The sequence below is a fragment of the Pseudomonas sp. IT-P395 genome, from assembly GCF_949767675.1.
Taxonomy (GTDB): domain Bacteria; phylum Pseudomonadota; class Gammaproteobacteria; order Pseudomonadales; family Pseudomonadaceae; genus Aquipseudomonas.
This window is the reverse complement of sequence record NZ_CATKPW010000021.1, coordinates 1-12,594: the sequence shown is the minus strand read 5'-3', so window position 1 is coordinate 12,594 and position 12,594 is coordinate 1. Positions and strand designations below refer to the sequence as shown.

The 12,594-nt window shown below is 58.9% G+C and carries 9 protein-coding genes; 4 read left to right on the top strand and 5 right to left on the bottom strand.

Translation table 11 applies throughout. From position 1 onward, the window contains the following. Nucleotides 1-110 precede the first annotated feature (110 nt). Complete coding sequence (locus ACM6IN_RS15150) at nucleotides 111-359, bottom strand: DUF3203 family protein (protein WP_007919185.1); 249 nt, start codon at nucleotides 357-359, stop codon at nucleotides 111-113. 123 nt (nucleotides 360-482) lie between these two features. Between ACM6IN_RS15150 and ACM6IN_RS15145 the strand changes: the two genes are divergently transcribed. Continuing rightward, nucleotides 483-995: an MgtC/SapB family protein gene (locus ACM6IN_RS15145; protein ID WP_007919183.1), complete on the top strand. Its 513-nt coding sequence runs from the start codon at nucleotides 483-485 to the stop codon at nucleotides 993-995. 136 nt (nucleotides 996-1,131) lie between these two features. Here ACM6IN_RS15145 and ACM6IN_RS15140 read toward each other — a convergent pair whose 3' ends face one another. Beyond that, on the bottom strand, nucleotides 1,132-1,290 hold the full coding sequence (locus tag ACM6IN_RS15140; RefSeq protein WP_003224520.1) for a hypothetical protein: 159 nt from the start codon (nucleotides 1,288-1,290) through the stop codon (nucleotides 1,132-1,134). A gap of 217 nt (nucleotides 1,291-1,507) precedes the next feature. Here ACM6IN_RS15140 and ACM6IN_RS15135 point away from each other — a divergent pair, with 217 nt between their 5' ends. The 3 genes from ACM6IN_RS15135 (at nucleotide 1,508) to glgB (ending at nucleotide 9,243) form a co-directional block, all read left to right on the top strand. Continuing rightward, the gene (locus ACM6IN_RS15135; protein ID WP_414916294.1) at nucleotides 1,508-3,505 is read left to right on the top strand and encodes an alpha-1,4-glucan--maltose-1-phosphate maltosyltransferase; all 1,998 of its coding nucleotides are present in this window, start codon (nucleotides 1,508-1,510) and stop codon (nucleotides 3,503-3,505) included. Nucleotides 3,506-3,667: 162 nt separating this feature from the next. Continuing rightward, a complete protein-coding gene (treS, locus tag ACM6IN_RS15130) occupies nucleotides 3,668-7,009 on the top strand; it encodes a maltose alpha-D-glucosyltransferase (protein WP_414916293.1) in 3,342 nt (1,113 codons plus the stop codon). Between the two features lie 2 nt (nucleotides 7,010-7,011). Then, a complete protein-coding gene (gene glgB / locus ACM6IN_RS15125) occupies nucleotides 7,012-9,243 on the top strand; it encodes a 1,4-alpha-glucan branching protein GlgB (RefSeq protein WP_414916292.1) in 2,232 nt (743 codons plus the stop codon). A 122-nt stretch (nucleotides 9,244-9,365) separates the two neighbouring features. On the opposite strand, the gene ACM6IN_RS15120 is transcribed toward glgB, so the two are convergent. The 3 genes from ACM6IN_RS15120 to ACM6IN_RS15110 all read right to left on the bottom strand — a co-directional run. After that, the gene (locus ACM6IN_RS15120; protein WP_414916291.1) at nucleotides 9,366-10,433 is read right to left on the bottom strand and encodes an autotransporter domain-containing protein; all 1,068 of its coding nucleotides are present in this window, start codon (nucleotides 10,431-10,433) and stop codon (nucleotides 9,366-9,368) included. A gap of 389 nt (nucleotides 10,434-10,822) precedes the next feature. After that, nucleotides 10,823-11,605, bottom strand: coding sequence for an endonuclease/exonuclease/phosphatase family protein (locus tag ACM6IN_RS15115; RefSeq protein ID WP_414916290.1), 783 nt, complete (start codon nucleotides 11,603-11,605; stop codon nucleotides 10,823-10,825). Nucleotides 11,606-11,980: 375 nt separating this feature from the next. Continuing rightward, a partial coding sequence (locus ACM6IN_RS15110) for a carbohydrate binding domain-containing protein (protein ID WP_414916289.1) occupies nucleotides 11,981-12,594 on the bottom strand: 614 nt, incomplete at its 5' end.

Here is a 12,594-nt window from a genome sequence, read left to right as displayed (position 1 = left end):
AGCGGATCAGATGAGATTTTGGGTAGCGTCTGCGACAACTTGAAGCAGCGCGCAGGCAAAGGCGCAAACGCCTATCGCAGACGTTTGCGCGGGGTGTTGATCGAAGTCAGTCAAATCACCGAATCACTCTCGTCGGCTTTCAGGTGTTTGCGGCCGTCTTTGGCGCCTGCGACGGTCAAGGCGTCAGCCTCTGCCTCTGTGATGTAAACGCGCCGGCCTTCTATTTCCACGAATGACATGGATTTTTCGCTATCTGTCATGACTTCCAGAGTGTCGCAAATGCGAATTTCCTCGCCGTGTTCGACGGCGAAAAAACACACTTTTTGTTCGGGGTTGGATTCATCGACTCGAAGAGGCATGGGAGCAGTCCTTTTTTCAGGGAGGTCTGCAAGGTTAGGGCGCGCGCGTTGCCGATCGTTCTGCGCAACTGATTAATGGTCGCCGCTGTCCATCGTTTACCGACTAATAACAAGGACTGCACGATGAACGCGTGGTGGCATGAAGTGTGGGAAACCCTGCAAGCGGAATTCGCCGACGTTGGTGATGCTTCGCAATTGACGCGGATTACCGTTCGCCTGCTGATGGCGGCGGTGCTGGGCGGGATTCTGGGGTTTGAGCGCGAGCACAAGGGTAAGGCTGCCGGGGTGCGCACGCACATGCTGGTAGCGCTTGGGGCCGCGCTGTTTGTGCTGGTGCCGCAAACGTCAGGGGCGGAGTCGGATGCGATGAGCCGGGTGGTGCAGGGGGTGATCGCCGGGATCGGCTTTCTCGGTGCCGGGACTATCCTGAAAAACAAGGAAGGCGATGAAGGCCATGTCAAAGGCCTGACCACGGCTGCCGGGCTGTGGATGACCGCGGCCATTGGTGTCGCGGCCGGATTGGGCAGGGAGGCAACGGCGCTGCTCAGTACCTTTCTGGCGCTGGGGATTTTCAGCGTGATGCCGCGCATCGTGAAGCTCTTCGAAAAGGACGAGGAAAAAACTGATGACCACTGATCATTCCTGCGCCGGATGATCGTTGCCACGCTCTGCGTGGAAACGCCTCAATGGACGCTATGCGTCCGCTTTGGGACGCTATGCGTCCCGGGCTGCATTCCCACGCGGAGCGTGGGAACGATCAGTTAACGATCAATCAGACGATGACGGGTGGCATCGTCGTCGGTGGTTCTTCTTTGGGCGGCGGTGTGGTTCCCGGTGGTTCCTGCTCGGGAATCGGCTGCGGCTCGGTCTCGGGAAGAGTGGGTTTGTCGATGTTCGGATCAGGCGTTTCGGCCGGGATCGGGATGTTCATCTGATGACCTCCGTGTGGCACATGGCGTGAGAAGTGCTTAAGTGGATTGACCACCTCGTGGCGAATTCGATCCGCTTTTCTGACACGGCAATTTCATCTGAACTTTTCCCGGCGCCGGTCGCTCGGAACCTAAGTGAGTTCATTGCGGGGCAGGCGCAGCGTTGCGAACACTGACCCGGCACAAGAGCGTCCTTGGGGCGTTAAGGAGAGATGCTCAATGACGGCTGAAAAACCTTCTGAATTAAGCTACAACCCGCACATGCCGCTGTCGCAGGCCTTGCTGCTGCCGCGAATTGCCATTGAAAACACCATGCCGACCCTCGATGGCGGGCAGTTCGCCGTGAAGTCGATTGCCGGCCGTGAAATTGTGGTCACCAGCAAAGTGTTTGCCGACGGTCACGACAAACTCGCCGTGCGCATTCGCTGGCGCGAGGAAGGCGAGGAGACCTGGCAGACCGAGGTCATGGCTGATCAGGGCAACAATGGCTGGCAAGGCCAGTTCCGCCCTGAGCATCAAGGGCGTTTCCTCTATTGTATCGAAGCGTGGATCGACCATTTCGCCAGTTTCCAGTATGAACTGGAGAAGAAACACAGCGCCGCCGTACCCGTTTCGCTGGAGTTGCAAGAAGGCCGAACCATGGTGCAACAGGCCGCCGAACGCAGCGAAGGCCAGCTCAGCGAACAGCTTGCCGCGTTGCACCACGAGTTGTCCGGGCTGCTCGAAACCGAGCAAGTCGCGTTGTTCCTGCACTCGCGCAGTGCGCAATTGATGGCTGAGGCCGATCATCGCGCCTATCTGAGCGTCAGTCCGGAATTCCCGGTGGACGTCGAACGCGAACTGGCCGAATTTGCCAGTTGGTATGAACTGTTTCCGCGCTCGATCACCGACGATCCCCACCGTCACGGCACCTTCAATGACGTGCACGCGCGTTTGCCGATGATTCAGGACATGGGTTTCGACGTGCTGTACTTCACGCCGATCCATCCGATTGGCCGCGCCCATCGCAAGGGCCGCAACAACTCCCTGACCGCCGGCCCCGATGATCCGGGCAGTCCTTATGCCATCGGCAGTGAGGAGGGCGGCCACGAGGCCATTCACTCGCAACTCGGCACCCGCGAAGACTTCCGCCGACTGGTGGCCGCTGCTGCCGATCATGGTCTGGAAATCGCCCTCGATTTTGCCATTCAGTGTTCCCAGGATCACCCGTGGCTCAAACAGCATCCGGGCTGGTTCAACTGGCGTCCCGACGGCACGATCAAATACGCGGAAAACCCGCCGAAGAAATATCAGGACATCGTCAACGTCGACTTCTATGCGCCGGACGCGATTCCGAGCCTGTGGGTCGAGTTGCGCGATATCGTCATCGGTTGGGTCGAGGAGGGCGTGAAGACCTTTCGCGTCGACAATCCGCACACCAAACCGCTGCCGTTCTGGCAATGGCTGATCGCTGATGTGCGGGCGCTGTACCCGGAAGTGATCTTCCTCGCCGAAGCCTTCACCACGCCAGCGATGATGGCGCGGCTGGGCAAGGTCGGTTACACCCAGAGCTACACCTACTTCACTTGGCGCAACAGCAAGGCTGAGCTGGCGACCTATTTCACTGAGCTGAATGAATCGCCGTGGCGCGAATGCTACCGGCCGAACTTCTTCGTCAACACGCCAGACATCAACCCGGCGTTCCTCCACGAATCCGGGCGTCCGGGATTTTTGATTCGTGCGGCGCTGGCAACCATGGGCTCGGGCTTGTGGGGGATGTATTCGGGGTTCGAACTGTGCGAATCGGCTCCGGTGCCGGGCAAAGAAGAATACCTCGACTCGGAGAAGTACGAGATCCGCGTCCGCGACTTCACAGCGCCCGGCAACATCATTGCCGAGATCGCCCAACTCAACCGTATCCGCCGGCAGAACCCGGCGCTGCACACGCATCTGGGCCTGAAGGTCTACAACGCCTGGAACGACAACATTCTGTATTTCGGCAAGCGCAGCTTCGACGGCAGCAATTTCATTCTGGTCGCGGTCAGCCTCGATCCGCACAACGTGCAGGAGGCGAATTTCGAACTGCCATTGTGGGAAATGGGCCTGCCCGATGACGCAACGACACACGGCGAAGACTTGATGAACGGGCATCGCTGGGACTGGCATGGCAAATACCAGTTCATGCGGATTGACCCGGCGTATCAGCCGTTTGGCATCTGGCGAATTACCGCTACGTAATGATCGTTCCCACGTCGAGGCGTCGAACCGTCTGCGTGGGAACGCATCCCGGGACGCTCCGCGTCCCAGAAACTGACGCAGAGCGTCCATGGCGGCATTCCCACGCGGAGCGGGGGAACGATCATCGTGGGACGCTTTTAAAGCATTCAGCAGGAGTTTCACATGGCGAAGAAACCCAAGGCAGCCACCTTTATCAAAGACCCGCTCTGGTACAAGGACGCGGTGATCTATCAAGTTCACGTCAAATCGTTTTTCGACTCCAACAATGACGGGATCGGCGACTTTCCCGGCCTGATCGCCAAACTCGATTACATCGCCGACCTCGGCGTCAATACCATCTGGCTATTGCCGTTCTACCCCTCGCCACGTCGCGATGACGGCTACGACATCGCCGAATATCGCGGCGTGCACAGCGATTACGGGACCATGGCCGATGCCAAGCGTTTTATCGCTGAAGCGCACAAGCGCGGCTTGCGGGTGATTACCGAGCTGGTCATCAACCACACCTCGGACCAGCACCCGTGGTTCCAGCGTGCGCGCAAGGCCAAGCCCGGCTCGGCGGCGCGGGATTTCTATGTGTGGTCGGATGACGATCAGAAATACGACGGCACGCGGATCATTTTCCTCGACACGGAAAAATCCAACTGGACCTGGGACCCGGTTGCCGGCCAGTACTTCTGGCACCGTTTCTATTCGCACCAGCCGGATCTGAATTTCGACAACCCGCAAGTGATGAAAGCCGTGCTCTCGGTGATGCGTTACTGGCTGGACATGGGCATCGACGGCCTGCGCCTCGACGCGATCCCGTACCTGATCGAGCGCGACGGCACCAACAACGAAAACCTGCCCGAAACCCACGACGTCCTCAAGCAGATCCGCGCCGAGATCGACGCCAATTATCCCGACCGCATGTTGCTCGCCGAGGCCAATCAATGGCCGGAAGACACGCAGCTGTACTTCGGCGACACCGATGCCGCAGGCCTCAACGGTGACGAATGCCACATGGCGTTTCACTTCCCGTTGATGCCGCGCATGTACATGGCGCTGGCCCAGGAAGATCGCTTCCCGATCACCGATATTCTGCGCCAGACCCCGGAAATTCCCGCCAATTGCCAATGGGCGATCTTCCTGCGCAACCACGATGAACTGACGCTGGAAATGGTCACCGACAAAGAACGCGACTATCTGTGGAATTACTACGCGGCTGACCGTCGCGCGCGGATCAACCTCGGCATCCGCCGTCGTTTGGCACCATTGATGGAGCGTGATCGCCGTCGCATTGAATTGCTCAACAGCCTGCTGCTGTCGATGCCGGGCACGCCGACCCTGTATTACGGTGACGAGATCGGCATGGGCGACAACATCTACCTCGGCGACCGCGACGGTGTGCGTACGCCGATGCAGTGGTCGATCGACCGCAATGGCGGTTTCTCCCGCGCCGACCCAGCGAGTCTGGTGCTGCCGCCGATCATGGACCCGCAATATGGCTATCTGTCGGTCAACGTCGAAACCCAGTCTGGCGATCCGCATTCGCTGCTGAACTGGACCCGCCGTCTGCTCGCGGTGCGCAAGCAGTCCAAGGCGTTCGGCCGTGGCTCGTTGAAAATGCTCTCACCGAACAACCGCCGTGTACTGGCCTACACCCGCGAATTCACCGATGCCGATGGCAAGCACGAAATTATTCTGTGCGTGGCCAACGTTTCGCGCAGTGCGCAAGCGGTGGAGCTGGACCTGTCGGCCTACGTCGGCATGGTGCCAGTGGAGATGCTCGGCGGTAACGCGTTCCCGCCGATTGGCCAGTTGAATTTCCTCCTGACCCTGGCGCCGTACGGTTTCTACTGGTTCGCCCTGGCGGCAGAAAACCAGATGCCGAGTTGGCACGTGGAACCGGCGCAAAGCCTGCCGGACTTCACCACACTGGTGTTGAAAAAACGCATGGAAGAACTGCTCGAAGCGCCGTCGCGTACGACGCTGGAGCAAAGCATTCTGCCGAGCTGGCTGCAGAACCGCCGCTGGTTCGCCGGCAAGGACGCCGCCATCGAAAAAGTACATCTGGCTTATGGCGTGCGTTTCGGCGATGCGCAGCATCCGGTGCTGCTCAGCGAAATCGAAGTCACCAGCGGTGGGCAGACCAGTCGTTATCAACTGCCGTTCGGTTTCATTTCCGAGGATCAGGTCGGCCCGGCGTTGCCGCAGCAATTGGCCTTGTCCCGTGTACGCCGTGTACGACAGGTTGGTCTGATCACCGACGCGTTCAGTCTTGAAGCATTTGTTCGTGCAGTGCTGCAAGGCATGCAGAACAGCACCGTACTTGAGTCGAGCGAGGGCGAAATCCGCTTTGCGCCGACGCCGCATCTGGAAAAACTCGGCCTCGGTGCCGAATCGGAAGTGCGTTATCTGTCCGCCGAGCAATCGAACAGTTCGGTGGTGATCGGCAACAGCCTGGTGCTCAAGCTGATACGTAAAGTCGCTTCTGGCGTACACCCGGAACTGGAGATGAGCGCTTACCTGACCGAGGCCGGATTTGCCAATATCTCTCCGCTGCTCGGCTCGGTGATTCGCCGTGACGCCCAGGGCGAAGACAACCTGTTGATGATCGCCCAAGGCTACCTGAGCAATCAGGGCGATGCCTGGGAGTGGACGCAGAACAACCTCGAACGGGCGCTGCGTGATGAGCTGGCCGATGCCATGTCCGAGCAGGAACAGCATTACAACGCCCTCGGCGAGTTGAAGGATTTTGCCGGCATGCTCGGTCAGCGTCTGGGCGAAATGCATCAAATGCTTGCCGCGCCTACCGACAATCCCGACTTCGCCCCGCAGGTGTCGACGGTCAAGGATATGCAGGCGACGGGCAAGGATGTCGTGGCGCAGGTCGAGCACGCCTTGAAACTGCTCAAGCAGCATCAGGGCGAACTCAATGCGGCGGATCAGAAACTGGTCAAACGTCTCATCGACGAGAAGAAAACCATCCTCACGCATGTGCAGGATCTGGCGAAAAAAGCCGTCGGCGGTTTACGCATTCGCGTCCACGGTGATCTGCATTTGGGCCAGGTGCTGGTGATCAAGGGCGATGCCTACCTGATCGACTTCGAGGGTGAACCGGCGCGGCCATTGAGCGAGCGTCGTGGCAAACACAGTCCGTACAAGGATGTCAGCGGCGTGCTGCGCTCGTTCGATTATGCGGCGGCGATGACCATCAACGTGCACAACGTTGACCACAGCGCTGAGTCTGAAACCGCGCGGCGTCTGGTCGCCGAGCGATATCTGCATGAGGCCCGTGAGGCATTTGTTCAGGCATATCGCCGTGCGGCAGCTAGTCTTGATCATGCTTGGCAAGATCCTGAAGGTGCCGACGCCGCGCTGGCGTTGTTCGGCCTGGAGAAGGCGGCCTATGAAGTGGCCTATGAAGCCGAAAATCGCCCCACGTGGCTGCCCGTGCCGTTGCACGGTTTGTATGGGTTATTGACGGGGCTTAAACCCTTTTCCGATCTTGGTGGAGAGTAGTCATGAGTTTCTCGAACAAGGAACAGGGTGCGGTCAAAGAAACATTGCTGCCCTCGGCGAAAGATATCGACGCCTTGGTGCGCGCTGAACATCACGACCCTTTTTCCATTCTTGGCCCGCACGGCGATGGCGCTGGCGGGCAGTTCATTCGCGCTTATCTACCCGGTGCGTTGAGTGTCGTGGTGCTGGACAAGGACAGCGGTGAAGAACGCGGTCCGTTGGAACAGACCGAAACGCCGGGGTTGTTTGTCGGCCATTTCGATCAGCCGCGGCCGTATCAGCTGCGCACACGTTGGGCGGGCGGCGAGCAGGTCGCCGAGGATCCGTACAGCTTCGGCCAGTTACTCGGTGAAATGGATTTGTATCTGTTTGCCGAGGGTAATCACCGTGACCTCAGTGCGTGCCTCGGCGCGCAACTGAAAACCGTTGATGGCGTCGACGGTGTGCGTTTCGCCGTGTGGGCGCCGAATGCCCGACGCGTGTCGGTGGTTGGTGATTTCAACGTCTGGGACGGACGTCGGCATCCAATGCGCCTGCGTCATCCGTCCGGAGTCTGGGAGTTGTTCATCCCGCGCCTGCAAGCGGGCGAGTTGTACAAATACGAGATTCTCGGTGCCCACGGCATTCTGCCGCTCAAGGCCGACCCGATGGCGCTGGCCACCAGCCTGCCGCCGGACACCGCTTCGAAAGTCGCCGAGCCGCTGCAAATCGACTGGCAGGATCAGGACTGGATGAGCAGCCGTCGTGACCGCCAGAAACACTCGGCGCCGCTGTCGATCTATGAACTGCACGCCGGTTCCTGGCAATGTGAGCTGGATGATCTGGGCGAAGTGGCCCGTCAGTACACCTGGCCGGAACTGGCCGAACGGCTGATTCCGTATGTCAAAGAACTGGGTTTCACTCATATCGAGCTGATGCCAATCATGGAGCACCCGTTTGGTGGTTCTTGGGGTTATCAGTTGCTCTCGCAATTTGCACCGAGCGCGCGTTATGGCACGCCGGCGCAGTTTGCCGAATTCGTCGACGCCTGCCACCGGGCCGAGATCGGTGTGATTCTCGACTGGGTACCGGCGCATTTCCCTACCGATACCCACGGTCTGGCGCAGTTCGACGGCACCGCACTGTACGAGTACGGCAACCCGCTGGAAGGCTTCCATCAGGACTGGGACACGCTGATCTACAACCTCGGGCGCACCGAGGTGCACGGCTACATGCTGGCCTCGGGGCTGCACTGGTTGAAGCATTTCCATATCGACGGCTTGCGTGTCGATGCGGTGGCGTCGATGTTGTACCGCGACTATTCGCGCAAGGCGGGCGAATGGGTACCCAACCGCCATGGCGGCCGGGAAAATCTGGAGGCCATCGACTTCCTCCGGCATTTGAACGATGTGGTCGAACTGGAAGCGCCGGGCGCGCTGGTGATCGCCGAAGAGTCCACCGCGTGGCCCGGTGTCAGTCAAAGCACGCAGCAGGGCGGTCTGGGTTTCGCCTACAAATGGAACATGGGCTGGATGCACGATTCGCTGCATTACATTCAGCAGGATCCGGTCTATCGCGCCCATCATCACAACGAGTTGAGTTTTGGTCTGGTCTACGCCTGGTCGGAGCGTTTCATCCTGCCGATCTCCCACGACGAAGTGGTGCACGGCAAGCATTCGCTGATCGACAAGATGCCCGGTGACCGCTGGCAGAAATTCGCCAACCTGCGTGCCTATCTGAGCTTCATGTGGACCCACCCGGGCAAGAAGCTGTTGTTCATGGGCTGCGAGTTTGGCCAGTGGCGCGAGTGGAATCACGATCAGCAACTGGACTGGTATCTGCTGCAGTACTCCGAACACAAAGGCGTGCAGAAACTGGTTGGCGATCTCAATCGGCTGTATCGCGAAGAACCAGCACTGCACGATCAGGACGACGCGCCGCAGGGCTTTCAGTGGTTGATCGGTGATGATGCGATCAACAGCGTGTATGCGTGGTTGCGCTGGAGCAAGGACGGTAAACCGGTGCTGGTGGTGGCCAACTTCACGCCGGTGCCACGTCAGGCTTATCGCGTCGGCGTGCCGTTTGCCGGGCGCTGGGCAGAATTGCTCAATAGCGATGCCGACACCTATGCCGGTTCCAATTACGGCAATGGCGGCGGGGCGTTTACCGAGGAAGTGCCGAGCCATGGCCAGTCATTGTCGCTGGAACTGAATCTGCCGCCGCTGGCGGTGTTGATCCTCAAGCCAGAGGGCTGATCCGAGACCGCGTCGCTGCCTTCGCGAGCAGGCTCACTCCTACACTTGGAATGCGTTCCCTTGTAGGAGTGAGCCTGCTCGCGATGGCGTCAGCACAAACACTATCGCCGCCAGGCCAAACGCTACCAACGCATCCGCACCCCAAGGCTGCCAATGATCCCGTTCAAATCATTGTCATCGACATCACTGCTGTAATCCGCACTCACGTACAGACTCACCGCCGGCGTCACCCGTGCCACCAGACCTAATCCCAGTTCGACGGTGGATGACTTGCGGCTGCTGCTGATCTTGTCGACCTGATCCAGCGTCACCGTGCTGCCGGTGTAGACGGTGTGCCACAGGTTGGTGCGCACGTAAGGTTCGACCGGCAAGCCATTCAAATCGTAACTGCCTTTCAAACGTGCACCGACGCGACCGCTCCATGCTGTCAGATCGGTGGAAGAAGCATTGCCCGAGCCTGCGTACGGCGTGTCGAGGGTGATGCGTTGATTGATCAATTGCGCCTGCGGTTCGACCACCCAGTTGTCACTCAGCCCTATCGGAAAACCGCCTTCCACCGAGAAGGTCATTGCGCTGCCTTCGGTAGCTTGCCTGGCGCCTTGGCCGTTGCGACTGAAACCACTGACCCGGCCACCGCTGGCCGACAGATCAACGTGCCAGCCTTGCGCACCGGTGAGGCTGTAATAAGCACCGAGGCTCTGGCCTTGCAGATTGAGGGTGTCACTGTTCGGATCGGCCAACGCGCGACTGGTGAGCACGCCGTTGCCATTGGCTTGAATCTGGTTGACGCCGCCGATCAGGCCGATGGTCTGGGTATGGCTGCTCCCTTTCACGGTCAATACGGCTGGCCCTTTGAAGTCGCCGCTGCCGGGCATCGCGTAGCCTGATGACAGCACATCGGTTTGCGCCTGTCGGGCGCTTCTGCCGTACAACTCATCCCAGGCGGACGGTGCGAAGTCTTCGGTAATCAAGCGTGTGCCCTGCAGATCGGGCCGTGGGCTGAAGCGTTGCGGTCCGGGGGTGATGACGGTGGCAGGCAAGGTCATTACGGGCACATCCGCGCGATACCACGGTGTGGTTTCATCCGCCGCAGAACCGGCCTGCGCCTCCATGGATGAGCACAGCAAGATAGAACTCGACACTGTGCATAAAGTGATTTTGATCTCGTGTGGGCTGATTGAAGTTCTCATGGAGGTCTACCTTGCAGGCGCATGCATTCTCTCTGTGTGGCGTCTCTCCTACCCCGAACGAGGGGCGACCGAATGGAGCGGGGCGAGCCCTGACCGCTCGATTTTGCGAGTGTCCGAAGGCTCGTCCCGGGTAGTGATTCCGGGGGTAGTAAGGTAGAGATAAGAATAGTCGAGCGCGCCCGTCAAGAAATTGAACGATGAGCGGTAGTGGTAAAACGGGCTTTGCAAGCGTTTGTTTTTCTGCACATAACTAAGTGGTTGTTTGCATGGATAAACGCAGTATAAGCCTCGCGTCAGGGGCATTCAGTTACCGACAGAAGGTCTGTCGGTAACTTTCAACCAACGAACGAGCTGCCTTATTGTGTCCTGCATTACTGTCACTATTGCGGCTACAGGTGCACTTCGACGGCCAGCGGCAGATGATCGGACAGATGCGTCCACGGCTTGTTACCGAGGATCTGTGGGTCATGACTGCTGGCATTGCGCAGGTAGATCCGGTCCAGCCGCAACAGCGGAAAGCGTGCCGGATAGGTCTTGGCCGGGCGCCCGTGATGGCGCTCGAACGCTTCGTGCAGATAGTCGCGACGGGCGAGGGCGACATTGCCCTGAAGCTGCCAGTCGTTGAAATCGCCGGCAATGATCACCGGAGCGTCATCGGGCAGGGATTCGAGCAACTGGCAGAGCAGTTGCAACTGCAATTGCCGATGGCTTTCGAGCAGACTCAAATGCACGCAGATCGCGTGGACCTCAGCGTGCCCCGGTACGTCGAGCACACAATGCAGCAGGCCACGGCGTTCGGGCCCGGTGATCGACACATCGAGGTTGCGGTACTCACGGATCGGGTATTTCGACAGGAGCGCATTACCATGATGGCCGTCGGGGTAGACGGCGTTGCGCCCATAGGCGAAATCGCTCCACATGCTGTCGGCGAGAAACTCGTATTGCGAAGTTTGCGGCCATTCGTTGTAACGGCTCGAATGCCGCTCGTGTTCACCCACCACTTCCTGCAGAAACACCAGGTCGGCCGAGGTGCTACGCACCGCTTCGCGCAGTTCCGGCAGGATGAATCGCCGGTTGAGCGCCGTGAAGCCCTTGTGCGTGTTGACCGTCAGCACTCTGACACGATGGATGACGGGCGCGTCGACTACATGACGCTCGGGATCGCTGGACACGGTGACTCCTGTGAATGCTGAGTGCCTGTTCATGCGACTGACAGCTGGGGCCGGCAGTTCCTTGCGAATCAATAATCTTGCCTGCGTTCTCTAGGCTGCGGGAGTCGCAGAAATGCCGCCCCTTCAAAATCAAAAGAGTGCTGCTTTTGGTCGTTCGATCTCGGTATCAAGGTTCAGATCGCTCCCCGGAGTTTGTACTGCAAGGGATACCTTACGAGCGGTGAGTCAAATACTCGGCACAAGATGAAACCTGATAAGCGCCGCGTCCCTTTGGTTCGCGGCATTTATCTTGATGGCCAGGGCTTACCGGACCCGTTCAGATGTCAGTGTTTGAATCACTCACGTTAGCTTGGCGAGAATGGTCGGTTGTGTGACTCAAATGAGCACGATTTCAATGTCATCAATCTCATAGTCGTTGCCAATACCTGTTGCGACGTTGCTGTAGACGTCAACCGTGATGGAGCTGGTTGTTGGGGTAAAAGTGCCTGAGAGGGTGATCCAGTTGGTTAGAGAACTGATTTGGGTAGGGCCGGCAACGAGGCTGCCAGCGGCTCGGATCGAGAGTGATGGCGTCGCGGATGCACCTTCATACCGGATAGCCTTAATACTGAAACGATACTGGTAACGCGGCTGCAGATTGGAGAGTGTCTTTTGAATAATCACCCCGTTCGACTTACCTGTGTAGGTGTAGTTATGGAATCTCCAGTTGCCACCCACATTTCGTAACTGCAAGTCCCGCGGATCTACACCAGGTCCACCGACCCAGCCGTTCCAGTTCTGATTGGCAAAATCGGTGAAATCTCTTTTCAAACCTGAGGTGGCGGTAAAGGCCCGCACCGCCGATTCCGGTTGTGCACCGTAGAGTGCTTTGGCCTTGATAGGGTGAGCGACCGGGCTTAGTCCACTGATCACTCTGCTCCAGTTGCCATCGGCGTCGACCGGCACGTCCGGCGTCAGCGCGGTGTTGCCGTCGTAAAGCCTGACAGTCT